General features: G+C 60.6%; 21 protein-coding genes and 2 pseudogenes. 7 read left to right on the forward strand and 16 right to left on the reverse strand.

What is annotated here, in order from left to right:
• Positions 1-38 precede the first annotated feature (38 nt).
• From ACSQ3I_RS02680 to ACSQ3I_RS02710, 7 genes and pseudogenes are all read right to left on the reverse strand, one after another.
• Entirely contained in the window at positions 39-725 is a 687-nt protein-coding gene (locus tag ACSQ3I_RS02680) for an HK97 family phage prohead protease (RefSeq protein WP_435995796.1), read from the reverse strand.
• The gene (locus ACSQ3I_RS02685; RefSeq protein ID WP_435995798.1) at positions 722-1,465 is read right to left on the reverse strand and encodes a hypothetical protein; all 744 of its coding nucleotides are present in this window, start codon (positions 1,463-1,465) and stop codon (positions 722-724) included. The genes ACSQ3I_RS02680 and ACSQ3I_RS02685 overlap by 4 nt, the downstream gene beginning before the upstream one ends.
• Position 1,466: 1 nt before the next feature.
• The gene (locus ACSQ3I_RS02690; RefSeq protein ID WP_435995800.1) at positions 1,467-1,871 is read right to left on the reverse strand and encodes a hypothetical protein; all 405 of its coding nucleotides are present in this window, start codon (positions 1,869-1,871) and stop codon (positions 1,467-1,469) included.
• 787 nt (positions 1,872-2,658) lie between these two features.
• Positions 2,659-4,551 (reverse strand): DNA primase family protein, encoded by a 1,893-nt coding sequence (locus ACSQ3I_RS02695; RefSeq protein ID WP_435995802.1) that lies wholly within the window; start codon positions 4,549-4,551, stop codon positions 2,659-2,661.
• A gap of 452 nt (positions 4,552-5,003) precedes the next feature.
• Positions 5,004-5,180, reverse strand: a pseudogene (locus tag ACSQ3I_RS02700) (IS630 family transposase); the annotation flags it as partial.
• 55 nt (positions 5,181-5,235) lie between these two features.
• A pseudogene (locus ACSQ3I_RS02705) lies at positions 5,236-6,813 on the reverse strand (MASE1 domain-containing protein); the annotation flags it as partial.
• Positions 6,800-7,459 (reverse strand): LuxR C-terminal-related transcriptional regulator, encoded by a 660-nt coding sequence (locus ACSQ3I_RS02710; RefSeq protein ID WP_435995804.1) that lies wholly within the window; start codon positions 7,457-7,459, stop codon positions 6,800-6,802. The pseudogene ACSQ3I_RS02705 and the gene ACSQ3I_RS02710, both read right to left, overlap by 14 nt.
• A 299-nt stretch (positions 7,460-7,758) precedes the next feature.
• Between ACSQ3I_RS02710 and ACSQ3I_RS02715 the strand changes: the two genes are divergently transcribed.
• Positions 7,759-8,037, forward strand: coding sequence for an Arc family DNA-binding protein (locus ACSQ3I_RS02715; RefSeq protein WP_435995806.1), 279 nt, complete (start codon positions 7,759-7,761; stop codon positions 8,035-8,037).
• A 153-nt stretch (positions 8,038-8,190) separates the two neighbouring features.
• The gene (locus tag ACSQ3I_RS02720) at positions 8,191-8,889 is read left to right on the forward strand and encodes a hypothetical protein (protein WP_435995807.1); all 699 of its coding nucleotides are present in this window, start codon (positions 8,191-8,193) and stop codon (positions 8,887-8,889) included.
• Between the two features lie 94 nt (positions 8,890-8,983).
• Here ACSQ3I_RS02720 and ACSQ3I_RS02725 read toward each other — a convergent pair whose 3' ends face one another.
• The 7 genes from ACSQ3I_RS02725 to ACSQ3I_RS02755 form a co-directional block, all read right to left on the reverse strand.
• On the reverse strand, positions 8,984-9,313 hold the full coding sequence (locus tag ACSQ3I_RS02725) for a cupin domain-containing protein (protein WP_435995808.1): 330 nt from the start codon (positions 9,311-9,313) through the stop codon (positions 8,984-8,986).
• An 11-nt stretch (positions 9,314-9,324) separates the two neighbouring features.
• Entirely contained in the window at positions 9,325-10,080 is a 756-nt protein-coding gene (gene kduD / locus ACSQ3I_RS02730) for a 2-dehydro-3-deoxy-D-gluconate 5-dehydrogenase KduD (RefSeq protein WP_435995810.1), read from the reverse strand.
• Entirely contained in the window at positions 10,077-10,919 is an 843-nt protein-coding gene (gene kduI / locus ACSQ3I_RS02735; RefSeq protein ID WP_435995811.1) for a 5-dehydro-4-deoxy-D-glucuronate isomerase, read from the reverse strand. Before kduI ends, kduD begins: the two co-directional genes overlap by 4 nt.
• A gap of 80 nt (positions 10,920-10,999) precedes the next feature.
• The gene (locus ACSQ3I_RS02740) at positions 11,000-11,737 is read right to left on the reverse strand and encodes an ATP-binding cassette domain-containing protein (protein ID WP_435995813.1); all 738 of its coding nucleotides are present in this window, start codon (positions 11,735-11,737) and stop codon (positions 11,000-11,002) included.
• Complete coding sequence (locus ACSQ3I_RS02745; RefSeq protein WP_435995815.1) at positions 11,737-12,756, reverse strand: ABC transporter permease; 1,020 nt, start codon at positions 12,754-12,756, stop codon at positions 11,737-11,739. The genes ACSQ3I_RS02740 and ACSQ3I_RS02745 overlap by 1 nt, the downstream gene beginning before the upstream one ends.
• A gap of 105 nt (positions 12,757-12,861) precedes the next feature.
• Positions 12,862-13,812, reverse strand: coding sequence for a sugar ABC transporter substrate-binding protein (locus ACSQ3I_RS02750; protein ID WP_435995817.1), 951 nt, complete (start codon positions 13,810-13,812; stop codon positions 12,862-12,864).
• Between the two features lie 213 nt (positions 13,813-14,025).
• Positions 14,026-15,540 carry an aldehyde dehydrogenase family protein gene (locus tag ACSQ3I_RS02755; RefSeq protein ID WP_435995819.1) on the reverse strand — a complete coding sequence of 505 codons (1,515 nt, stop codon included), beginning with the start codon at positions 15,538-15,540 and terminating at the stop codon, positions 14,026-14,028.
• A 142-nt stretch (positions 15,541-15,682) separates the two neighbouring features.
• Here ACSQ3I_RS02755 and ACSQ3I_RS02760 point away from each other — a divergent pair, with 142 nt between their 5' ends.
• Positions 15,683-16,366, forward strand: a complete 684-nt coding sequence (locus tag ACSQ3I_RS02760) for a GntR family transcriptional regulator (protein ID WP_435995821.1) — start codon at positions 15,683-15,685, stop codon at positions 16,364-16,366.
• Positions 16,367-16,390: 24 nt separating this feature from the next.
• On the opposite strand, the gene ACSQ3I_RS02765 is transcribed toward ACSQ3I_RS02760, so the two are convergent.
• Complete coding sequence (locus ACSQ3I_RS02765; protein ID WP_435995823.1) at positions 16,391-17,662, reverse strand: glycosyltransferase; 1,272 nt, start codon at positions 17,660-17,662, stop codon at positions 16,391-16,393.
• Positions 17,663-18,246: 584 nt separating this feature from the next.
• Here ACSQ3I_RS02765 and ACSQ3I_RS02770 point away from each other — a divergent pair.
• Entirely contained in the window at positions 18,247-20,196 is a 1,950-nt protein-coding gene (locus ACSQ3I_RS02770; protein WP_435995824.1) for an ATP-binding protein, read from the forward strand.
• A gap of 9 nt (positions 20,197-20,205) precedes the next feature.
• On the opposite strand, the gene ACSQ3I_RS02775 is transcribed toward ACSQ3I_RS02770, so the two are convergent.
• Complete coding sequence (locus ACSQ3I_RS02775; RefSeq protein WP_435995826.1) at positions 20,206-20,874, reverse strand: NUDIX hydrolase; 669 nt, start codon at positions 20,872-20,874, stop codon at positions 20,206-20,208.
• A 142-nt stretch (positions 20,875-21,016) separates the two neighbouring features.
• On the opposite strand from ACSQ3I_RS02775, the gene ACSQ3I_RS02780 reads away from it, so the two are divergent.
• From ACSQ3I_RS02780 to galE, 3 genes are all read left to right on the forward strand, one after another.
• Positions 21,017-21,922, forward strand: coding sequence for a hypothetical protein (locus ACSQ3I_RS02780; RefSeq protein WP_435995828.1), 906 nt, complete (start codon positions 21,017-21,019; stop codon positions 21,920-21,922).
• Positions 21,923-21,950: 28 nt separating this feature from the next.
• Positions 21,951-23,165 (forward strand): adenylosuccinate synthetase, encoded by a 1,215-nt coding sequence (locus ACSQ3I_RS02785; RefSeq protein WP_435995830.1) that lies wholly within the window; start codon positions 21,951-21,953, stop codon positions 23,163-23,165.
• Between the two features lie 120 nt (positions 23,166-23,285).
• Positions 23,286-24,269 (forward strand): UDP-glucose 4-epimerase GalE, encoded by a 984-nt coding sequence (gene galE, locus ACSQ3I_RS02790; protein WP_435995831.1) that lies wholly within the window; start codon positions 23,286-23,288, stop codon positions 24,267-24,269.
• The last annotated feature ends 6 nt before the right edge of the window (positions 24,270-24,275 follow it).

Genomic DNA, 24,275 nt, shown 5'->3' on the forward strand with positions numbered 1-24,275 from the left:
TGCGGAATCGACAATCCATCGAGCGGGGGAAACGCGAGCTACAGTTCCCTTCTCATTTTGTCACGATGATCCTTCAAGAGCCTTGCACTTTCTCTTGCCCAGGCTTGATACGTGGGATCGTCTAGCAAGTTGCGCACGCTCTCCGGAACCGATGGCCGGCTCCGCGGCGCCGAGGCGAGGAGAGGCCTGTTGGAAGCAGGGATGTCGAGGCCCTGTCCGGCCGCACCTCGGCGCCGCGAATGGTTTAGAAATCCTTCAATCCACATGAGGCTATGCGCCCGCACGTCTTCATGACGCTGATTGATCGGTGTATCAGCCAGCCAGCAAGCCGTGTCGCTGTAAGCCCCTTGCGCCACTAGGGCTACGTGATCGATTGCGGCCCAGATGACCCGCCCGTCTTCGCGCCGGCTCATGTTGACGAAATTCACAGAACACTGGCTGACCATCCCAGACCCGATCGCACGGGCCGCTGATCGGACCGCAGGCGATGCGTCGTCAAGCGCCGCATAGAAACCAAGGCCGTAATCGTCCTGGAAGAACTGCAACGTACCGTCGCGCGTCTGCGCGTAAACCCGCTGGCCTTCTTCAGCGTGCGAGCCGTAGAGCATCCGGATATTGCGTGGCGTTTGGGCGGCCACAGCGCACGGGGCAACCGTTTCGACCAGTCCGTCGACAAAAGCGGGGCGGTCCCACGGGAGAGCGTAACCCTGAACGAAAATCTTCATTTGTATGCCTCTTCGAAGGTAACATTCCCGCCCAGCTGCTGCGCCAGAACGCTGGTCTCTTTCCATGGCGTCCAGTTGACGTACGGCATGCGAGCGAGCGCGCCCAGCCCCGCTCCTGGCACATGGGGCGGCGCATAAGCGGACGCCTCATGAAGCACCAGCATTGCCTCTTGAGCATCCAAGGCGGCCCTGAGCAGCTTCGAGGCCGCCGCTTCGACGATGGGCTGCAGCGCCAACGCTACCTCAGAATTGTATGCTTCCGCAGCTCGCTCACGTTCGCCACGCAACAACTTGATCTTAGCTTCAAGAGCGGCGATTTCGTCGCCACGGTGGTTTACGCCCTTTGCCGTTGCGGCTTCCGTCGCAATCTCCCGGCGCAACGCCTCGCGCTTATTCCGGGCGTCATCCAGACGCTTTTGAGCGGTGACAAGCTCCGGAGGCATCTTGACGGAAATCAACTGGTCCTTCACGGGCGTCGGACGGAGGAGCAAATCCAATTCGGCACGACGCGCTCGGATCGGCCGAACACTTTCGTGCAGAGCATTCCGCTGGTCATGCAGCGCAACAATGCGGCGCTCAATTCGGGCGGTAGGCGCGGCGAAGTTTGCCTCCGTCAACTCCGCCGCCTCGACGCGCAGCGCTTCCATCTTCGCGTTCGTTGCATCAATTTCGGTTTGCAAAGCATCGCGTTCGGCCTGAAGCACAGACGGCGCAAACTTGTTTTTGATCTGATCCAGCATGTCACTTCTCCTTCGTTGAACACATCATACGCCATGCGGCCGCCCTTGCAGCGTTATGCATAACGGTATTTTTCCATTGATCGAGGACGGCCCCAATCGCAGCCGCTACCGACACCCGATTTTCCGAATGTCGGTCCTGCAGAAGACCTGCTTCGATCAACGCTTCGATCAAGTCGAAGTCCAATTCGACGGCGACCATGGATTTTTGCGCCTTTTGTCTTTGACGATACTGCCGCTGGCGCTCGGCACGCTTATTGATGGTCAAGGCCTCATCAGCGCGATTATTTTTCACGGCCAAGCCTCCGCAAGATCGCCGCTCGAAAATCATCGAGATCATCGGCCATTCCGGCCAGAAGTTCCTTTCCAAGCGCACGGTATCCCGTAGAGGCGCGACGACTGCGCTCACGTCCACATTCCGGCGAGCACACAGATCGCTCCGACCGAGCAGGATATCGCAGGCCAACGCCGCAGATGTGACAGGGTTTGGGGCCTGTCGTGCCATCGAAATTTAATAACCGTTTTTTTGCCATGGACCAATCCATCGATTGTTTTCGCCAATCTTTTCAATGTGTTGGCGGGATACATCGCTGATGAAGGGCTTTCTGCGGCCTCTAGGACCACTTTCCCGAAAATTAATCGGATGAAGAAAAAACCTGTCAGTGCCACCCATGCGGTAACGACCCCTCCGGGTCTCCAGACTTTGACCTACCCCCCCCTAAGGGGCCATCGCTGTCGATCCGCGTCTGGTCAGCGATCATTCTCCGAGTTCGCTTTCCGGTCAGCGTCGATACGCTGCGGTTCCAATCAAGGATTGGCAGCCAACAAGGGCTAGGCTTGATTGCTCTCATCACTTTCACCTTCTATCCAATATTCAACTTGCGATAGTTTGTGATAGTTTGGAGATAGTTTTTTCGATAGTTTTATTGATTTAAAACAATGGCTTAACGAGGGTTTCGATAGTTTTCCACGCATAACGTAAGCATTTTTTTATTTGGAGGAATGCCTCCAATGTTTTTCTATATGTGTATACGCGCGAAAACTATCGCAACCCTCGTCAACTCATTGAATAGAAAGGGCAATTTCTATCAAAAACTATCGCAAAACTACCGCTGAACTATCGCAAACCCTCGCAGGAAAACGGGTGTTTTCAGCCGCTTGACGCACTCCGGCGAGGGGTTTCGGGGTTTGATCGGTCATCGTTCGAAGCTCTCCGGATCGAAGTCACTGTCGAAGCGGCCGCCGTATGGATCGTCTCCGAGAGGCACGTTGATGAGGCGTATCCCGCGATAAAGGACCACCCGTCCCGTCGTGTCTTTGGTGAACTTGCGGCCCATGACCCTCCCGAAGGCGGTGTTATTCATAGGCTTGCCGCCCTCGTCGGCTGAGAAGTTGCAATAGGCGTGATAGAGTTCCTTCGCCTGCAATGGAGACGCTGTGTCATCCTTCACGACACAGCGCGCTACAAAGGCTGCTGTGCGGTCCATGTCATCGCGATAGTCTTGGGTCGCTTTGCGCACAGCCGCGGGGAGTACGAGGCCTTCACGCTGGAAGATATGGACGCCCTCGATCAGCCAATTGAGGATGCCCGCATACTCGGGAACGAAGGAGTTAAGCATTTCCTCGAACTCTCGTCGCTCTGCCTCCGGCACCTTGACGGGCCAGTGAATGACGGCCATGCGCCGCCATATGCCGTCATCGATGCCGGTAATGCGCGGATATCCATTACCGCTCATCATGCCGACAAAGAGTGGCTTGAAGTCCATGTATCCGGCGAAGAGGTCACGAGCCGTAACGGTCTCGCCGCCAGTCAGCTCTTTCACCAACGCCTCCTTTAGATCCTCACCTTCCGGCAGCTCTTTGACCCGCAACAGTCGACGTCCATAAAGCCGCGCCAGGTCGGGACTGGCTCCGCCAGAAGACCCGCTTTCACCAATGAGGGACGTTGATGGCAGCGTAACAGCAACGTCGCCCAGGAGCCGGCAGAGGGTTTCCATGTAGACGGATTTGCCGTTGGCGCCGTCGCCATAGTGGAAGAATAAATATTGTACTGTCAGCCCAACCAGGCCGAGGCCAGAGCTGACCTGGACAAGCCGGCGCACATCATCGTCTGGCAACATCGTGTTGAGGAAATGAAGCCATCGCGGCGCGGTCGCGTTGGGATCGTATGCGATTGGGATCACATGCGTGATGAGGTCTTCGCGCCGATGGCCTTGCTTCACGATCAGGCGAGACTCAGTGCATACGTTAATCTCAGCCGGCACGTTCGGCGTCTCTTCCGCGCTAAGATATCGCGGATTGATCCGCTTCTCGATCACAGGTGCGAAAGTGATCGTCGCATTCTGCACCGCCACCCTGCGAGGATTGGCGTTGAAGTCGTCGGGCCGGCGAACGATGTGAGGAGCCGCACAAGCAAGCATTGCGCGGATACGAGCAACGTTCTTGGATGAGACAGCATGATCGTGCCGGCGCTTGCGGCGTTTCTCCAGGGCCAGGCGCAGAGCGGTGGCCGTCGCTATGCGCTCGCGGTCACTTTCCTTTCGATCCGGTTCGGGAACTTTTTCAGATTTTCGGCCCGCCTCGATAGCCTTGCGTTCGTTCTCATCAGGCTGAAGATACTGCGCCTCCAGGCCAACTAGATCGCCGATCCGCTGCGCAAGCGCTTCCGCCTTGAGACGGCCCGACGCAACATCCCAGTGATTGCCAGCCCATACAGCGTAGAAAGGTTCTTTCGCTTTCTCCTGTGCGACAACAACGAGATTGGAGCCAAAATGCGAAATCAATCGTCTGCCGTTGTCGGTGTCGCTATGGTCGAGCGCCGCGCATTCTTCAACGACACCCATATTCGGTGTGCCGTCCTCTATGGCCGGCGTAAAGACCCTCGGCAAGCCGAGGGTTTCGCCGCGCATCCGAGCAGCCTCATCGAATGCGGCGTCATCGTAAGCAAGACGACGAACCGCCCATTCAAGAAGCTTTTCCTGCAGGGCGAGAGGCATGCCTCTGGATGAAATCGAACGGTACGGGCCGTCACCATTTTGGAATGCCGCGATTTCGGCTGCGATGAGTGGGGGCAGCGCACGACCAGTCATGCTGGACCACATTGACAAAGTGAGCGCGCGTTCCGCCAAAAAGAAAAGACCAACCCAATAGAGATCTTGCGGCTGATCAGGTTTGACAAATTGGAGCTAACGTATTGATTTCGATAAGTCAGTTTGACAGTTTTCAGTCCATAACGTACTGAAATTGGGCGAATGACACGGGATTGAAAATCCGCGTGTCGGTGGTTCAAATCCGCCTCCGGGCACCATTTATTTCTTATGTGCAATGGTGATAATGGTAAATTAGCTTTGGCTGATTGATCTTGCCCACAAGCTTTCGCCGTCTGCCCATAGCCTGCAGATCATACCGGCAATTTCCTCGGTAAACTTCGACGGTCTCGGCGTCTGGCAATCCGGCATTCGCATTGATTGGCGCCGTTGCTATATAGCGCAGGGTGGCTGAAAAGATGCCCCCCATAAGCCGACCCTAGAGCGTTTCCCTGTCATGTTGGATCATATCCGCAAGAGTTGAAGTAGTTTCGAGCCTCTTGCGGCTCGACCAGATCGATGATCTTTCCGATCCTGTCCCATAGTCCGGTTACGGTTCTCTCGGCAGCTTTTCGCAGGAGTGCCTTCAGCTTGGAAAAGGCCTTTTCTATGGGATTGAAGTCCGGGCTGTGCCATTTCGCTTGCCAGATGCAGGCCGAGCCCGTGACGCGGGCTGCCGTTCGGTTCCCCGTTGTTTTCCCGGCGCAGGAAAAGGCGGGGGATCTCTGCGGCCGGTATGCCCTGGCCATTGTCGGAGACGAGAATTTCGATCCGGCCGCTATGCCGGTAGGCGGCGACCTCTATCTTCGAGCCGGCTGGCGAGTAGCGGATGGCATTCTCGATCAGGATATCGAGAATGTGCTCGACCTCGGCCGGACGCCGCAATGCCAGCATCCTGTCCCCGGAAAACGCCACCGTTGCCGTCTTCCGGTCGATGGCCAACCGGTGGGCCGCGACGATGTTGGAGACCAGGTCGCCGATGCGGGTCACACCGGCGGTAGGAGGCAGGGTGTCTGTGTTGGCGGCCGGCGCCAGCAACACTTCGACGCGGTCGGCAAGTGTCGTGCAGGTCTCCTCCATGATCTTCATCGCCGCTGCAATGTCGGCAAGCTGGATGCGTCCGTGGTCGATTGCATCCATCGCGGCGCGCAGCGCGTTGCGCACGCCGTAGAGCGGGCTCTGCAGGTCATGGGCGACGACGGTGGTGAAGACGTCCTTTTCATGCAGGAGGCGTTCCACCTCGCTGGTCCGGTCGCGCACCCTGGCCTCCAGGCCTTCCTGGAGACGGATCACCTGCGCACGGGTGGCCGCAATCGAGAGTGCCATGACCGAGAGGAGGGCGAGGAAGATCTGCAGATAAAGCAGTGAGCGGGACGGTGTTTCGGCGGCAAACACCTGGAAGCCGCGCATCGTGCCGACCGCGGTGATGGAGACAACCAATACCACCGAAAACAGCGCTCCCGGCGTGCCGAAACGAAAGCTCGCCCAGAGCAGCAGCGGAATGACCATGTAGGCTTTCAGCCAGCCGTTCAGCATTTCCGTGAGGTAGATACCCGATATCGCCTGGCTGATGAAGATCAGGCAGGCGACAAGCAGCAGTGCTTCCAGAATCCGGCGCCGGTCCGGCAGGGTGATCGCGCCGGTCAGCAACAGCAGGGTGGGGCCGGTGAAGATCAGCAGGCCGACGACATTGGCGATGTACCAGGTCATCAGCGCCTCGATGATCGTGCCCGGTACGGTGATGCCGCCAAGCCAGCTGGCGGAAACACCGGCGAGCGTGCTGACGAGCGCCGCGAGCGGGGCAACGACGATGGAGAATGTCACGAGCCCGTCAGGATTGGACAGAAAGTCGCGACCTCCCGAAAAACGTCGCGCAAGCCACGCGCCGATCACGGCCTCGAATGTGTTGCCGAGGGCGATGAACAGGGCGACGGCAAGATCGGTCGCAAGCGTGGCGCCATCGCGGGCGAAAACATTGACGGAGGCGTTCAGCAGGAAAGACCCCAGCAGGATAGCCGGCCAGAACCTGCGGCCGCGGGCCAAGAGCAGGCCGACGGCAAAACCCGTCGGCGGCCAGACGGCGGCGGCATTGGCCTGGACATAGGCTGTCGAAAACGCCATGCCGCCGAGCAGGCAATAGAAGCCGGTGAACAGCAAGAAGGAACCGAGGTCGCCCAAGGTGAGACCACCGACGCGGCCGAACATATCGGACATCGACCGTGTTGCTGCGTTTCCGGAATGGCTGGCGGTCTCAGGTGCGGTCATGGATCGTCCCGTTGTAGCGCGCCAGCAGCGCCACGAGTTCCGTCATGTCGCGGCAATTCAGTTTCTTGCGAATATTGTCGCGATGGACACTCACCGTATTCGGGCTGATGGAAAGATCGGCGGCAATCCGGGAAATGGACAGGCCTGCGCCGAGCCGCTTTGCCACGGCTGCTTCGCGCTGGGTGATGTGAATACCGTCGATGACGACATCTATGCCGTCTGGAGCCGGGTGAGGGCGCGTGACGGGCTTCCGGGTGCCCCCCGCCATGTCGGCGATCGTCTCGATCACGACGGAGATATCCGAACTTTTGCCGATGAAGGCGTCCGCCCCCATCTCGATGACTTCACGCTCGTAGGCATGCCGCGGCAAGGAGGAGAAGACGACAATCAGCGCATCGGGCAGCAGCATGCGGCATTCGCGGATGAGCCGTGTCTCGGCCTTGCCGTCGAAGACGAGATCGACCAGTACGACGTCGGGCCTCACAGCTTCGAGCGCGCCCAGGCCCATCCAGGGATTGGTGATCGTTCCGGTCAACCTCAGGCGGCTCTCACCCTGTAGTGCCAGCGACAGACCGAGCTTGATGATCGGATGATCGTCGATGAGAAACAGCGAAAATGAGCGCTCAGGCCTGCCGTTTGCTGCCACGTCGATCCCCTCCGATACATGCCGGCGCGCCTCGCCAGCGTCGAGCCGTATAGCCTAGCGATACCAGTTAAGCGAAAGTTAATCTCTAGGGTTTTGCCCTATAGACTGTTTATAAGAGCACAGTATTAGTTGAGCCTCATGATGTGAATGATCGAGGCGGACAGCAAGATCGATCTCCTTAAAAAGATGATGTGACATGATGTTTGGTTGATTTCCGTAGGGAGGTGGCCCGGCAAAGTAGAAGTATTGTCTTGAAGGCGGATTAAATGCTTTCGCCAATAGATTGCATTGGAATGCATATGCTCACGAACGATTATTATCTTCGACTTCGCATACCGGAGACCATGCGGCGTCAGTTGCTGAAGTCGGCAACGCTCAACAACCGATCGATGACCGCCGAGATACTGACGCGATTGCAGAGGTCTCTGGAGCCTGGGGATCGCCTCGAAACGGCGAGTGAAGGCCTGAAGGTCATGAAGGAACGGCTGTCTTCCCTGGAAGAACAGTTTCGCCTTCATATCGAGAAAACGAGTGAAAACTACCCGTCGAACGGGGTGTTCCGGATCGCCGGGGAGTAACGAGTTCCATTTTCGAAGGATGTCGGGTCGGGATGTGCGCCGATCCGACTTGGGCTGGGGGACAACATGCGCGTCATGCAAGCATACATGCCGATTACCGGCATGCTCGGCAAAGGGGTCGATCCCTATGAATGTGCCATCTGGCCGAAGATCGTGCTGGTCGACGACGGAGCTGGCCTCGGTCATGCTGCCGATGAAGACGAACTTCTGGACAAGATCGGCAAGGACTACGGCGTGCTTTTGGCCGCCAAGGATGTCGATACCATGCTGCGCGGGCTCGACAACATCAACCAGGACCAGGCGATCAAAGGCCGGACCGGTTTGGCCGTCGTTGCCATGCGCTACAGCGCCGGCGGCGGTTCGAAACTCATGAAAGGTTTGACCCTCGGTGCCAAACTGGTCCGCTGGACCGGTCATCGTGGCGCGCAGGGCGTCCTCCACGGCAGTTTTAACATCGCCGCTTTCCTGAGCCGCGTGCATTACTACAAGGGCGCGGGTACCCAGCAGGGGGATATCGGCCCCTCGATGGGCCATAGCGGTTTTGTTCAAACGAAGAAGAAGATGAACAAGGCGTTCCTGGCGCTTGGCGCCAAGAAAAAGGTGACGTGGGAGGAGTTCAAGAGCAATCACATCGGCGATGCTCTGGAGAAGAAATGCGTGATGGTGCTGGTGTGTGCGACAAATGCGATCAGCAATGATCTCGGCAGCACCAGCGGCGTTATCGCCATTCGCAATATCAATACCAGCCTGACCGTTGGTCAGTTGCGGGCGCAGGCCGCCAAGGCGTTCAAGGGCAAGAACAAGGCCGAACTGGGATACATGTTTAACCAGGAAGGCTGGGACGATATCTGATCCAACGCACCCGAGTTTTTGCGCAGGTTCCCGATAGGTGTCGTCAAAATGTAAGCGCAGGCTGACAATAAAGGCAGCCTGCATTCGTCGTAAATCACAGAAAATCGTCGCGGCGTGGCGTAAACGTGTCGATCAGCATACCTTTGGCGAGAGCCACCACGCCGTGGACGAGGTTGGGGGCAACGATAAAACTGCTACCGGCGTCGAGTCGGGTGGTGACGCCGTCCACCGTGACCTCAAAGCTGCCTTCGGCGACGTAGCTCACTTGCGTATGCGGGTGCGAATGCAGCGCGCCGATGGCGCCTTCGTCGAAGCTGAAGGCGACGAGCATCATTTCCGGGCGATGGCTGAGCACGGCGCGGCGGTTGCCGGGCGAGACCTCCGTCCAGACGGTGTCTTCGGGCAGGGTGTGGTTGGTTTGCATGTTCTGTCCTTTCAGCGTGCCAGCCATCCGCCGTCCACCGGCAGGACGACGCCATGCACATAATCCGCGGCCGGTGACGCGAGGAAGACTGCGGCACCCGCCATGTCGTCAGCCCGCGCCCAGCGCCCGGCCGGAATGCGTTTGAGAATATCGGCGCTGCGCTCGGCATCGGCCCGCAGTGCGGCGGTATTGTTGGTCTCGACATAACCCGGGGCGATGGCGTTGACGTTGATGCCGCGCGCCGCCCACTCGTTTGCCATGAGCTTGGTCAGTCCCGCAAGGCCGCTCTTGGCCGCGGTATAGGACGGCACGCGAATGCCGCCCTGGAACGACAGGAGCGAGGCGATGTTGATGATCTTCGCCGGGCGTTCTGCCGAAATAGCCGCCCTTGCAAAAGCCTGGCAGAGGAAGAAGACCGATTTCAGGTTGGCATCGAGCACCGCATCCCAGTCTTCTTCGGAAAAATCCAGTGCATCGGCGCGTCGGATGATGCCGGCGTTGTTGACGAGGATATCGGGTGTGGCGCCCGCGGCCAGCGCCCGTTCGACGACTTTGGCAGCTTCGCCTGTCTTGGAAAGATCGGCGTTGATGGAGAGGAAGGCACGACCAACGGCCTTTATCTCCGTTTCCGTCGCCTGCATGCCGGATCGCCCGACGCCGACGATATCGGCGCCGGCGCGGGCAAGGCCGATAGCAATCGCCTGGCCGATGCCGGTATTGGCGCCGGTGACAATCGCCCAGCGGCCGCTGAGATCGAACATGGTCATCGCAGCGCTTCCATCGGCACCTTGTCCATGTCGGTAAAACTCATGTTGTCGCCGGCCATGGCCCAGATGAAGGCGTAGCGCCCGGTGCCGGCGCCGGAGTGGATCGACCACCCCGGCGACAGGACCGCTTCATGGTTCTTGAGAACGAGATGCCGCGTCTCGCCAGGCTCCCCCATGAAGTGAAAGATGCGGGTCGTCTCCTGCATGCCGAAATAGAGATAGACCTCCATGCGCCGGTCATGCACATGCGCCGGCATGGTGTTCCACACCGAGCCCGGCTCGAACATCGTCAGCCCGACGAGCAACTGGCAGCTCTCGCAGACATCCGGATGCACATACTGGTTGATGGTGCGGGCGTTCGATTCCTCGGCGGAGCCGAGCACCACCTTCTTGGCCATGTCGCGGGTGATGAGCACGGTCGGGCAGGTGCGATGGGCCGGTGCGCTCAGGAGATAGAACAACGCCGGTTTCGCTGGATCGGCGCTACGAAATGTCAGCGCGCCGCCGCCCATACCGACATAGAGCGCCTCCTGAAAGCCGAGCGCATGATCGGTACCACCAACCGAGATCGTACCCGGACCGCCGATATTGATGAGTGCGACTTCGCGGCGGTCGAGGAATTGATCCGTGCCTGTCTCGGCAACACGGTCGATCGTCAGGGCGTCCGCCACCGGTGAAACGCCGCCGACGATCATCCGGTCGAGATGGCTGTAGGTGAGGCTGATCGCACCCGGGCGGAACAGTTCCTCGATGACGAAGCCGTCGCGCAGGCCTTGCGTATCGCGTCTTGCCGCATCCTCGGGTCCGACGACCTGGCGTATGTTTACGGAAATGGTCACGGCATTTGCCTCTCGTATTCTGGAATGGGTTGGGGCAATTCCGGCAGCCTGTGGCCGGAATTGCGCAAAGCGGAAATGTTCTAGGTCAGCACGACGTATTCGGTCAGCTGTCCGATGGTGGTATCGGCCTTCTGGACGTCGAAAACCTTGGTGCCGTGGCTCATGATCACAAAACGGTCGCAGACCTGGTATGCATGATAGAGATTGTGGGTCACCAGCACGCTGGAGACGTTCTCGCCCTTCAGTCGCAGCACCTGGTTCAGAAGCGCTTCGGTCTCGCGCACCGAAAGCGCCGAGGTTGGTTCGTCCAGCAGCAGGATACGTTTCTTGAAATGCACGGCGCGGGCGATGGCAACGGCCTGCTTCTGGCCGCCGGAAAGATTGCCAACCAGCGTATCCGGGGAATCGATGCCGGAGATATGCACGGCATTCTTCAGCACCTCCATGGCGATGTCGCGCATCTCCTTCTGCTTGAGAAAGCCGAAGGCATCTGTCAGTTCCCGCCCCATGAAGATGTTGCGGGTGATGGAGAGCGAGTCGACCAGCGCGGTGTGCTGGTAGATCGTCTCGATGCCGGCATCGGCCGAGTCCGAGCGGCAGGTAAAGCATGTCTGCTTGCCGTCGATGCTCAGGTAACCGTCGGTCGGCTTATGGATGCCGGAGATCAGGTTGACGGTGGTCGACTTGCCGGCGCCGTTGTCGCCGAGCAGGCCGACGACTTCGCCTTCGCCGACATGGAAGCTGAGGTTCCGGAGCGCGGTCAGCGCGCCAAAACTTTTCGAGATGTTGTGAAGTTCGAGAAGATTGGCTCCGGCCATCACGCAAGCCCCCGCCGTTCGATGAGATGGTTGAAGATGGCAGCCAGCACGATCAGCGTGGCGATGAACATGTCGAGATAGAAGCCCGGTGCCCGCAGCAAAAGCAGCACATCGGTGATGGTGTGGATCAATAGTACGCCGAGGAAGATGCCGACGATCGAGCCGCGTCCGCCGCGCAGCGACAACCCGCCGATGACGCAGGCGGCGATCGCCTGCAGTTCCAGGCCGGCGCCCTGTCCGGGCTGGACGCTGCCGACGCGGGCGGTGGCGAGGATGCCGGCCACCGCCGCCATGCCGCCGGCCAGCGCAAAGGCGATAAGCTTGACGCGGCCGGTATTGATGCCGATGGCCGTTGCCGCGCCGGGATTGCCGCCGGTGGCGAAGACGTGGTTGCCGAAGCGGTGGCGGTGCAGCAGCAGATGGAAGCCGACGACGAACAGGATGATCCAGATGAAGGCGGCATTGATGCCGAGCAGCGTGCCGGCAAACAGGCCGGAGAAGGCGGGCTCGGGATCGAAGCGCACCTGAACCGCGCCGTTATAAAGAAGCACGGCGCCGCGCCAGAACAACAGCCCGCCCAGGGTGACGATGAACGACGGCAAGCCGAAGCGCAGGGTGATCTGGCCGTTGAGAAGCCCGATGAGCACGCCGGCAAGGATACCGAGCGGTGCCGCTAGGAAGGCGCTCATGCCGGCATTGACCAGCGTTGCCATCAGGATGGCGGTGAAGGTGTAGACGGAACCGATCGACAGGTCGAATTCGCCTGAGATCATCAGAACGCCGGCGCCAAGCGCCAGGCAGCCGAGCACGGGAACCGCTTTCATCAGGATCGTCAGGTTCTGCGGTGAGAGATAGCGGAAATCATCCGGAAAGGCGAGCGCGCCGGCGATGCAGGCGATCTGAAGTGTCACGAACACGAGGAAGATCGCGCCCGCAGGCATGCTCATGATCTGTCTGAGGATGGATTGTCTTTGGGTCCGCGACCTTGGCGCGGCACTGTCTGCAAGAATAGGAGTCACGGTCTTGTACCCGATCGTTGGGGACGGGGAACCGGCCGGCACCGCCGGCAGGTTCCCACTGAACAAAGGCCTTGAGCTTTTGCCTTTCGGCAAAGACGGGCTTTCTTAGCGATAGCTGCCAATCAGCGGCTTGACCGAACCGATGCGCGACTTGTCGAGGAAGGCGCCCTGTCCCGTATCGACATCCGTCGGGGTCAGGCCGTATTTCTTCGCAAGCGCGATCTGGGCGATCGGGTGGTAACCCTGCAGGTAGGGCTGCTGGTCCATGGTGGCGAACATCGCGCCGCTCTCGACCGCATTGACGATCTCGACCGCGAGGTCGAAGCCGCCGAACGGGATCTTGACGCCGGCATCCTTGATGGCGCCTGCACCGACGGTGGAGGTCACCGAGCCTGTGCCGAACAGCGCCTTGACGTTCGGATTGGCGATCAGGAACTGGGCGATGATGTTCTGTGCCTCGGCCGGATCGAGGCCGGCACGCACCGTCTCGACCTTGATGCCGTTCTCGCTCATCGCCTTCTCGATGCCGCCGCCACGGGCGACCGCGAAGCTCGCTTCCGGAATTTCACGCGGATTGAACACCACGTCGCCGGACTTGAGGCCGAATTCCTTGATCATCCGGTTGCCGAGTTCGTAGCCGGAGGCGAATTCGTTCATGCCGACATAGGCCTGGCGGCAATTGCCCTTGGCGCCTTCGAGGTCGTCATTGTTGAAACCGATGACGACGATGCCGGCCTTGACCGCCGCGCAGATGCTGTCGTCGAAGGCATCTGACGACGAAATCGCCACGGCAATACCGTCGACGCCGCTGGCCGTCGCGCTTTCGATGAGGTCGTTCTGGCGAACGGGATCGTTATTGGCATACTGCACGTCGAGATCGACGCCGAAGGCGGCGGCGGCATCTTGCGCGCCTTTGACCACCGGATTAAAGAACTGGACACTCGGATCGAGGTAGATGATCATCGTGGCCTTGACGTCGGCGGCGACTGCCGTCGATGTCATCATGGTGGCAAGGCCCGCAGCCAGTGCTGCGGTTCTCAACCTGGTCAATTTCATTTGCGTATCCTCCCTTTGGATGTGCAATGCGGGGTCGAAAGACCCAAGTCTCGGCTGGCGGGCTCCGACCAAAGATCACGCCAGCCGAGATTTTCCTCCCAGGCCTTTCTGCGAAACGCGAAAGGCCCAATTTCCCTGTTTTTCGCAATTTCGGACGCAAAGCCGCCTCCTACGCCTTCGCTGGAATTGCTTTCGCCACAGGTACGTGGCCGGTTATCCGAACCAGGGCGCCGGGCGCCCGAGCGTGACGTGCACGCCCTTGAATTGCGAATACTCGTCGAAACCGTAGCGACCGAGTTCACGGCCGAGGCCGCTCTTCTTGTAGCCGCCGATCGGCATTTCCGGCGTTCCGTCGATGACGCTGTTGATCCAGCAGCGGCCCGCCCGGATGCGGCGGATGCTCTGCAGGGCGTTTTCGAGATTGGTCGACCAGACCGAGGCCGAAAGCCCGAATTCGCTGGCATTCGCCAACGCCACGGCTTCATCGGCGGTCTTGAAGGTCAACGTCGAAAGCACCGGCCCAAAAATCTCCTCCCGGGCGATCGACATATCCGGTGTCACGCCGGCAAACACGGTTGGCGCATAATAGAGACCGGCCTCCTGACCGACCCTTTCCCCACCGAGCAGCAGTTTTGCCCCTGCAGCAACGCCTGCCTCGACATAGGAATGCACTTTCTGCGCATGCGCTTCCGAAATCATCGCGCCGATCTTGGTGCGCTCGTTCAACGGGTCGCCAAACGTCACCTTGCGGGAGATATCGAGCAGACGCTCCATCAGCGCGTCGCGAATGCCTTCCTGCACCAAGAGCCGGCTGCCGGAAATGCAGCACTGGCCGGCATTGTGGTAGACGCCGTAGGCGATGCCGTCGGCCGCTGCTTCGAGATCGGCATCGGCAAAGACAATCTGCGGCCCTTTGCCACCCAGTTCCAGGCCGACGCGCTTGACGCTGCGGGCAGCGATTTCACCGAGCTTCGTGCCGACGCGGACCGAGCCGGTGAAAGCCACCATGTCCGTGCCCGGATCTTCGGCAAGCACCTGTCCGGCCGGATCGCCGTAGCCGGTGACGACGTTGAACACACCATCTGGAATGCCGGCTTCGCGCGCCAGTTCCGCCATGCGGATCGAGGTGCCCGAGGTGAATTCGGACGGCTTGAGCACGACGGTGCAGCCGCCGCCGATCGCCCACGGTACGCGTTCCGAAGCGATGATGAAGGGGAAGTTCCAAGGCGTGATGATGCCGACGACGCCGACCGGCTCCCTCAGCACCAGGCCCAGGCGATCGTCGCCGATATTGTTGTGGGTCTGGCCTTCGAGGGCGCGGGCCTGGCCGGCGGCATAGGACCAGAGGTCAGCGCAGAAACCGATTTCGCCGCGCGCCTGCGCGATCGGCTTGCCGACCTCGAGGCTTTCGATCACCGCAAGCTCTTCCTGGCGGGCGAGGATAAGGTCGGCGACCTTGAACATCAGCCGCGACCGTTCGGCGCCCGACATACGCGGCCAGGGGCCGGTATCGAAGGCACGGCGGGCGGCAGCGACGGCAAGCCGCACATCGTCGGCGGAAGCGTCCGGCCATGTGCCGACCACGGCGCCGGTGTGGCCAGGGCTTACACGGTCGATCGTCTTGCCCGAAGAGGCATCGACGGACTTGCCATCGACAAGCATCTGGTAGCGGGCTTTAATACCGAGTCTCGGATCACTGGAATCGGGTGCGATGAAATTGGACAGCAATAGCGTTTTCAGACCGGATGCGGGGCTCCGGCCTCTCCCTGTTTCTCCGGTATCTGGGCCACCGGATTTCTGTTGCGTTTGAATTGTATGGTACTGTATGGTGGTTTAAATCGGATGTCAATCTACGGCGGCGGCAAAAGACATGAACATTGAAACCCTGAGGGCGGAGACCGGCGAAACGGCGGCGACACAGGTCGAGCGCGACCTGCGCGAGGCGATCATCCGGCTGGAACTCTCCCCCGGAACGCGCCTGTCAGAGCAGGAAATCGCCACGCGCATGGGCGTGTCGCGGCAGCCGGTGCGCGAGGCGCTGATTGCGCTCGGAAAGTCGAAGCTGGTGGATATAAGGCCGAACCGCGGCACGGTGGTGGTGCGCATCTCGGCGCGGCAGATGATGGAGGCGCGTTTCGTGCGCGAGGCCGTCGAAGTGGCCGTGGCACGGCGGGCGAGCGAAAGCTTCGACAGCTGGACGCGGCGACGGATCGACACCATTCTCGCCCGGCAGAAGGCGGCAATGGAGGCACACGATCACAATGCCTTCCGTCGAGAGGACGAGCAGTTTCACATCGCGATTGCGGAAGGGGCGGGCTGCGGCCTCGCCTGGAACGCCATATCGGACATCAAGGCCCATATGGACCGGGTCTGCAACCTGCAGCTTCGCCATCCGGATTCGATGCTGCGGCTGATCGCCGAACACGAGGCGATCATCGTCGCAATCGATTCAAGAGATGCCGAAGCGGCGGCAGGTGCCATGCGCGGCCACCTCAACGGCATCCTTGCCGATCTGCCGCAAATCGAGGCCGACAATCCGGAATTGTTCGAATAGTGCCGGCCGGAGCGGGGGCGCAGCTTACCGATGCCGCGAGCCCGCTTTCTTGTAAGCGGCCTTGCCGGTCTCGGGCTCTTGCGATTTGTCGTTCCCCATGTAGTACCTGAGGCCCGTCTGATCGACTTTTATGTCCTTGGCGGCGACGACCATGTCTTCGACGATGGAGAAAAGTTCACCCGGTGTGGCGGCGATGTTGCTGTCGATATAGACGCTGTCCGACGTAAAGCCGGTCGCAAAGACACCGCAGCCGTCGCCCTGGAATTTCGGCTCGAAGTCCTTGAGATGTTTTCCGCCTTTCCACGCCCGCAGGGCGGCGCGATAACCTTCGCAGGCGAGATCATAGGCTTCGCGATCAGGGTAGACGAAGACTTCGTTGGCGCAGGCCTTGACGAAATGCTTTTCCCAACCTTCGTACTTCAGCTTGTATTTTTGCTTGAACCAGTTCTGCGCCTGCATGATCGTGGCTGGAGTACCCAGAATGCTCTTGAACGGGAAGTCGCGGACATCGGGGTCATCTTCGAAATCACGACCGGCTTCCTCGATGAATTTCGTCGTGGTCTTCTTGAAAAGCTCCATCTTGCCGATGCTGAATGAGTTGCTTTCCGGGCAGCTGCCCATGATCGAAAAAGGTCGGCCGCATACCGCAAAATTACGACCGGAGCAGATCACCTTGAAGGCGTTGTCATAGTCGACGACGGGATGCTCGAAATAACGGCCACCATAGGTGCGCTTGATTTTTTCCAGCAGGGAGCGGGAGATGGCCGTGTGATAGATCGAAAAACCCGAGGTCGGTGTATGGGTCGCCTCGCGCCAGCCGAACATGCGCCCAAAGAGATCCGTGTGTGACACCTTGTAGACGTATTGCTCGAGCGAGACCAGAACGGACTGTTTCTCGCGTCCCTCATAAGGCCAGTGATATCCGATGATGCTCCATGCAAAACCTTCCAGGTTCGGCTCCACCTTGGTCACGGATTCTATCATTGTGGCAACGTTGGGATCGACGTAGTCGTCATCGCCGACAACGACAATCCAGTCTCCCGTCGACGCTGCGACAGTGCGCTCCCAGTTGTCGACCATGGAAAGCGTTGTCTCGACGGAAGGCAGGAAAACGACGCGCGGATCATTGGCGACGATGTCGGCCATGTACGTGTTCATGATGCCCGGATCGTCGGAATTGTCGGTAAAGACGAACTGGACGTTGTCGAGTGTCGACTTCAACATCCATTCGATCGTCTTCTTGAAATATTTCTGGCGATTTCTTGAGGGGACGCAAATCGATAGCAACGGTGCCATCACGTATCTCCGTATCTGGAAAGAGCCGACATATCAGTCGGGCCGCACAGGATCGCTGCTTTGCGGACGCAAACATGACCGCAGGCACAAAGCGACTTTGCCCACCGTTAGCGGCTGAACCTGTCGTGAACCTGTTGGTCCCCGGAGAACCCGGCGGAAAGGCCGGCATGGGCACTCCCATTCCGCCCGCTCCGGCATGTCATTCGCGGCCGCTGCCGTTTTGGCACCGGCATCTGTTCGAACGGAAAGAAACAGTTTATCTCTGCCTTTCAAGTCGTGCCTGACAAGGCAGTCGAGCGGCGTCTGCCGCTTCGGCCTGCGCGTTGCCGATGGGAGACAGATGGTAAAAGTACAGGCAAAGCCGATGGCCGGTTTCGGCCCGTCCACGAAGGCCTGGAATGCGCGGATCGCTTTCTCGCGTGTTTCCTCGTCTGTGTGGACCAGACCATGGTCTGCGAAAGGCGCCGTGTTCTTTCCAAAATCCGGGAGCCGGTCCGATTCCTGATCTCCAAAACAGTGTCCTGGTTTTCGATCCCCTTGAGCGTGGCGACACCACGATCGTCTCTCTGCTGCGCACCCACGGCATGACCGCACGCGTCGCATCAGATTTCCCGGAATTTCTCGATGCGCTCGGCGACGATATCCTGTTTGCCGTCATGGCCGACGAGGCATTGTGCCCGAACGATCTGACCCCGATCCACAATTGGGTCCTGTCGCAGCCCGGCTGGTCCGACCTGCCGTTCATCGTCCTGACCGCCAAGGGGGAGGGGGTGGAGCGCGACCTGGCCGCGGCACGGCTGGCGGAAGTTCTCGGGCACGTGTTTTTCCTGGAAAAACCCTTCCATACCACCAGCTTCGTCAGCGCCGCCCGTTCGGCCCAGAAAAACCGTCGGCGGCAATATGAGGCGAGAGCCCGTATGGAGGAAATGCGGGAAAACGAGTTGACGCTGAAGACGGCGTTGCTGGCCGGTCGGCTCGGCACCTGGGAACTCGATCCGCAGACATGGAACCTGACGGCCTCCGATGGCTTCAAATCCGTGTTCGGCCGCGGACCGGCGGACAGCCTGACCTATGACGACCTCCTGCGCAGCGTGCATCCGGAAGACCGGGAGCGGGTGCGCGAAAACGTGCTGCACACGCTGCAGACCTGCGAGGACTACCTGATCGAATACCGCACGATCTGGCCGGATGGCAGCCCGCATTGGGCCGAAGTCCGCGGCCGTGTCGTCCGCAGCCGCAGCGGGACGCCGTCGCGCCTGGTCGGCGTCGGATCGGATATCACGGAACGGCGCCTGGAGCAGGAATGGCAGCTCCGGCAGAAAGAAATCCTCGAGGAGCGCGTGACCGAAAGCACGGCGGAACTCTGGGAGGTGCAGGTCACCATGGTGGCCGAGGTGGCGCAGCGCGAACGTGCCGAAGAACAGTTGCGGCAATCGCAGAAACTCGAGGCGATCGGCCAGCTGACCGGCGGCGTGGCGCATGATTTCAATAACCTGCTGATGGCGGTGATGGGTAACCTCGACCTGCTCCGCAAGCATCTCGCCGACGATCCCAAGGCGTTGCGGCTTATCGAGGCTGCGCTGCAGGGCGCGCGGCGCGGCGCGTCGTTGACGCAGCGCCTGCTAGCTTTTGCCCGCCGGCAGGAACTCAAGGTCGAAGCCGTCGATCTGGCGGCGCTGGTCGAAAACATGCGGGAATTGTTGAACCGCTCGGTTGGCGGCGACGTCGAAATCAGCGTCCGACTGCCGAAGGATACACCGCCGGCTCTGGCCGACAGCAACCAGGTCGAATTGGCCCTGCTCAATCTCGTCGTCAATTCCCGCGATGCCATGCCTGAAGGGGGAACGATCCGCATCGGGTTGCGCGAGGAGCCGGATGCCCAGCCGGCGGAGGATCTGCCGGTTGGCAACTATCTCTGCCTCAGCGTCACTGACAACGGCAAGGGCATGGATCCGGAAACGCTGCACCGGGCGATCGAACCGTTCTTTTCCACCAAGGATATCGGCAAGGGCACCGGCCTTGGCCTGTCGATGATCCATGGCCTTGCCCTTCAGCTCAAGGGTGCCTTCGTCTTGTCCAGTGTCGCCGGCAAGGGGACGACCGCCGAATTGTGGTTGCCCGCCAGCACCCAGACGGTGCGGCAGGTGCCGAAGGTCCATGCGGAGGCGGCCGAAAGTGCGGCCAAACCGGCCAAGATCCTTGTCGTCGACGACGACCTGCTGATCGCCATGAGCACCGTCGATATGCTGGAGGACCTGGGGCACCAGGTGATGGAAGCCAATTCCGGCGTGCAGGCTCTCGAATTGATCGGCAAGGACAGGGATATCGAACTCGTCATCACCGATTACTCGATGCCGGGCCTGAACGGTGCGCAACTGGTGGAGGCCGCTCGCGGCCTCAGGCCGGACCTGCCGTTCCTGCTCGCGACCGGTTATGCCGATCTGCCGCCCGGCTCCGGGCTGAGCCTGCCGCGACTGAGCAAACCTTATACCCAGGACCAGCTTTCGCGCGAGATCGCCAAGATCCTGCGTTGATCCGCCAGATCATATGCGCCGGTCGAAGACCGAAGGCGCGGCCTTGAGGCGGTAGAGTGTCGTCGGGCGGCGCGCCACCAGCGTCTGGCGTTTTTCGCCTTCCACCTCTTCCAGCAGGTCCAGATCTTTCATCTTGCGGCGGAAGGCGCTCTGGTCGAGCGTTTCGCCCAGCACCGTCTCGTAGGTGCCCTGCAGCTCGGACATGGTAAAGACGTCGGGGAGAAGGCGGGCGGCGATCGTCGAATAGGCGCCTTTGCCGCGCAGCCGCTCGCGCGCCGCGAGAACGATCCTTTCATGGTCGAAGGGAAGCTCGCCCGGCGCCGATGCCGGGCGCAAGAGGAGGTTTTTGTCTGTGCCTTCTGTTAGCAAGCCGTGCGACACCAACGCGAAATAGGCGATCGATACGGACCAGCCCCGCGGGTCCCGGTCGTGGCTACCGAAGCTGCACAGCTGCTCGAAGAACAGCCCTTCGAGACCAGCCTTGGCCTTGAGGATGCGCCGCACCGCTGCCTCGGCGTCGCTATCCTCGTCGGTATGCACATAACCGCCGATCAACGCCGGCCTGCCCTTGAAAGGCTCCTTGTCGCGGGCAAGCAGAGCCACCGCAAGTGCCCCCTCGAAAATCGTCATCAGCACGATATCGACCGTGACGATCGGCCGTTCGTAATCCAGCTGCATGGCGCTCTCCTCGTTTTGCCTTCCTTAGCACGAGTCGATGAGTGAGCAATTTGCAATTAGCAACTTGCAAATTACATTTTGCAAGTTTATATGATGAAGGCGCGCCGAAAACGACGCGGGCAAAACCGAAAGGAGCAAGACCATGGGAATGGGACGTTTCAGCACCGAGGATTGGGCAGCCTACAATCGCGATCATGTCGACGGCCGCAGCCGGGACGATGTCTTTGTCGCCACCACGATCGATCCACGCTTCGATCCCGCCGTCTTCGCCGTTCGCGAAAGCCGCGACAGTGCCATCAACCCGGCTTCGACGCCGATCATCCTGGCATCGGATGTCACGGGGTCGATGGGCATGATCGCCCACGAGCTGATGCGCAACGGCTTGATCACGCTCACCTCGGAGATCTACGACCGCAAGCCGGTCTCGGATCCGCACATCATGGTCGCCGCCATCGGCGATGCCTATACGGATCAGGCGCCGCTGCAGGCGACGCAGTTCGAGGCCGATATCTCGCTTGCCGACCAGATCCGCAGCCTCTGGCTGGAGGGCAACGGCGGCGGCAACAACGGCGAGAGCTACAGCCTGGCGCACCTGCTCGCCGCCCTCAAGACGTCGACGGACTGCTTCGAGCGCAACGGCCGCAAGGGCTATCTCTTCACCATCGGCGACGAGCCGATCCACAACGGGCTGACCCAGCAGCAGATCACCCGCATCTTCGGCGCCGAGGCACCGCGTGGTCTCGATGCGCGGCAATGCCTGGCGCTGGCGCAGCGCAGCTACGAGGTGTTCCACATCGTCATCCGTGAAGGTTATGCGGCAACCGGGCTCGACCGCGTCCTGCGCAGCTGGCGGCCGTTGCTCGGAGAGCGGACATTGATCCTCGACGATTACCGCCGCATCGCCGAACTGGTGGTCTCGACCATCGAGATCAACGAAGGCCGCGATCCGCAGGATGTGGCGGCAAGCTGGGGCGGCACGGCCTCGGCGGTCGTCGCCAAGGCGGTCAAGGATTTGGGCCGGCGCGGGCTTGCCCGTTACTTCCGCTGAACGATGGCTTGATGAAAAGGAGGCCGTCATGGCGGCAAGACAGGCACAGGCAGTCATCGGTGCGGGATATGGCGATGAAGGCAAGGGCCTTCTGACCGACAGGCTTGCCTCCGTCACGACGGATGCCATCGTCGTGCGCAGCAATGGCGGCGCCCAGGCGGGGCATACGGTTGTGGCGCCTGACGGGCACCGGCACGTGTTTCACCATTTCGGCTCGGGGGCGCTGGCCGGCGCTCCCACCCATCTCAGTGCTTTCTTCGTTGCTCACCCGATGTTTTTCCTCGGTGAGCGGCAGGCGCTCAAGGAACTTGGTGCTGAGCTTGCGGTAAGCGCCGATCCCCGCGCAATCGTCACGACGCCGTTCGACATGATGATCAACCAGGCGGTCGAACTGTCGCGCGGGATAGCGCGCCACGGCAGCTGCGGACTGGGTTTCGGCGAGGCCATCGAGCGATGCCTGCGGCCGGAGTTTGCCCTCCGCACCGGCGATCTCTTGCGGCCGGGCCTTGCCGGCCGCCTGCAGCGGATCTGGACGGAATGGGTGCCCCGAAGGCTTCTTGGCCTCGGCCTGGACGGACTGCCCGACGAGATCATGCGCCATGTCGACATCGAGATGGTGATCGGCCGCTTCCTCCTCGATTGCGAAGCCTATCTCGACCATGTCACGCTGTGGCCCGACAGCCGTCTGGGTGAAAAGGGCCAGGTAATCTTCGAGGGGGCACAGGGCCTGCTGCTCGATCAGGATTATGGTGCGTTTCCGCATGTGACGCGGTCGAATACCGGTCTGCGAAACATGCAGTCGATTGCTCGTGAAGCCGGGATCGACGGGATCGGCGCCCACTACGTCACCCGTTGTTACGTGACGCGGCACGGCGCCGGGCCGTTGGCGCACGAGGTCGATCGCCTCGCCGGCATCGATATGGTCGATCCCACCAATGCGCCGAATGCCTGGCAAGGTCGCTTGCGGCTTGCACCGCTCGATCTTGCCGTGCTTCGAGCGGCGATTGCACATGATCTGCAATCGGCAAGCGCCGTTGCCGTGGCGCCCGATCTGACGGTGACGTGCCTCGATCAGGCAGGCGAAGGTTTCTCCCTGATGGATGATGGCGGGCAGATGGTCATCGATCCGCAAGATGCTGGCCGGCGCATCGCACACGGAGCCGCTCTCCCGCTTCTGGGCGAAAGCTGGGGTGCCGGCCGCCATTGTTTCCGCAAGGCGGGGGATTTTGCCCGGGCCGGCTGAAAATCCCGGTCTATAGCGCGAGAAGCCGCAACAAACGTACCGGGCCGTTCATGGCTTCACACTCGGTAAAGCGAAATCGTCTAACGCTGGCGTAACGTCATCTGCAGAGACCGCAACGCCATGAACGAGAAAACCATACTGGTGGTCGGGGGGGCCGGTTACATCGGCTCCCACACCTGCCTGGAATTGGCCAGACAGGGTTTTACGCCAGTCGTTTTTGACAACCTCAGCAACGGCCACCAGGAATTCGTCAAATGGGGGCCGTTCGAGCAGGGGGATATCCGCGACCGCGCCCGCCTCGACGACGTGCTGGCCCGATACAGGCCTGCCGCCATCCTGCACTTTGCGGCATTGATCGAGGTTGGTCAGTCCATTCGCGAACCGGCGGCCTTCTACGACAACAATGTCGTCGGCACGCTGACGCTGCTGGCCGCCGCCCGGCAGGCGGGCGTGGAAGCCTTCGTGTTCTCCTCGACCTGCGCCACCTATGGCCTGCCGCAGCAGCGTCCCATGGACGAGGCGCATCCGCAGGCGCCGATCAATCCTTACGGCCGCACCAAATGGATCGTCGAGCAGGCGCTGGCCGATTTCGGTCTCAACGACGGTCTGCGTTCCGTCATCCTGCGTTACTTCAATGCCGCCGGCGCCGATCCCGAAGGGCGCATCGGCGAATGGCATACGCCGGAAACGCATGCCATCCCGCTCGCCATCGAAGCGGCACTCGGTCGCCGCGACGGTTTTACGGTTTTCGGCACCGACTACGACACCCGCGATGGCACCTGCGTGCGCGATTATGTGCATGTGCTCGATCTTGCCGATGCGCATGTGCGGGCGCTGCAGCATCTCCTCTCGGGAGGCCAGTCCGTGGCGGTCAACCTCGGCACCGGCACCGGAACGACGGTGCAGGAGTTGCTCGACACCGTGCAGCAGATTTCAGGGCGGGATTTCGCGGTGACGCTGTCCTCACGACGGGAAGGGGATTCGCCGACGCTGGTGGCCGACAACCGCAAAGCTCTCGAGCTGCTCGGCTGGCAACCTCGCTACGACCTGCGCCAGATCGTCGAGACCGCCTGGAACTGGCACAAGGCCTCCAACGGACATTGAGCGGCG

This window comes from Rhizobium sp. LjRoot30 (assembly GCF_964253915.1).
In the GTDB taxonomy this organism is placed as follows: Bacteria; Pseudomonadota; Alphaproteobacteria; order Rhizobiales; family Rhizobiaceae; genus Metarhizobium.

Coding starts and splice junctions, on each gene's coding strand:
- ACSQ3I_RS02685 (WP_435995798.1), bottom strand. CDS start 1,465: ATGCTGGATCAGATCAAAAACAAGTTTGCGCCGTCTGTGCTTCAGGCC.
- ACSQ3I_RS02725 (WP_435995808.1), bottom strand. CDS start 9,313: ATGCAAACCAACCACACCCTGCCCGAAGACACCGTCTGGACGGAGGTC.
- galE (WP_435995831.1), top strand. CDS start 23,286: ATGAACGAGAAAACCATACTGGTGGTCGGGGGGGCCGGTTACATCGGC.
- ACSQ3I_RS02780 (WP_435995828.1), top strand. CDS start 21,017: ATGGGAATGGGACGTTTCAGCACCGAGGATTGGGCAGCCTACAATCGC.
- ACSQ3I_RS02760 (WP_435995821.1), top strand. CDS start 15,683: ATGAACATTGAAACCCTGAGGGCGGAGACCGGCGAAACGGCGGCGACA.
- ACSQ3I_RS02785 (WP_435995830.1), top strand. CDS start 21,951: ATGGCGGCAAGACAGGCACAGGCAGTCATCGGTGCGGGATATGGCGAT.
- ACSQ3I_RS02765 (WP_435995823.1), bottom strand. CDS start 17,662: ATGGCACCGTTGCTATCGATTTGCGTCCCCTCAAGAAATCGCCAGAAA.
- ACSQ3I_RS02740 (WP_435995813.1), bottom strand. CDS start 11,737: ATGGCCGGAGCCAATCTTCTCGAACTTCACAACATCTCGAAAAGTTTT.
- kduD (WP_435995810.1), bottom strand. CDS start 10,080: ATGACCATGTTCGATCTCAGCGGCCGCTGGGCGATTGTCACCGGCGCC.
- ACSQ3I_RS02695 (WP_435995802.1), bottom strand. CDS start 4,551: ATGACTGGTCGTGCGCTGCCCCCACTCATCGCAGCCGAAATCGCGGCA.
- ACSQ3I_RS02680 (WP_435995796.1), bottom strand. CDS start 725: ATGAAGATTTTCGTTCAGGGTTACGCTCTCCCGTGGGACCGCCCCGCT.
- ACSQ3I_RS02775 (WP_435995826.1), bottom strand. CDS start 20,874: ATGCAGCTGGATTACGAACGGCCGATCGTCACGGTCGATATCGTGCTG.
- ACSQ3I_RS02750 (WP_435995817.1), bottom strand. CDS start 13,812: ATGAAATTGACCAGGTTGAGAACCGCAGCACTGGCTGCGGGCCTTGCC.
- ACSQ3I_RS02770 (WP_435995824.1), top strand. CDS start 18,247: ATGACCGCACGCGTCGCATCAGATTTCCCGGAATTTCTCGATGCGCTC.
- ACSQ3I_RS02715 (WP_435995806.1), top strand. CDS start 7,759: ATGCTCACGAACGATTATTATCTTCGACTTCGCATACCGGAGACCATG.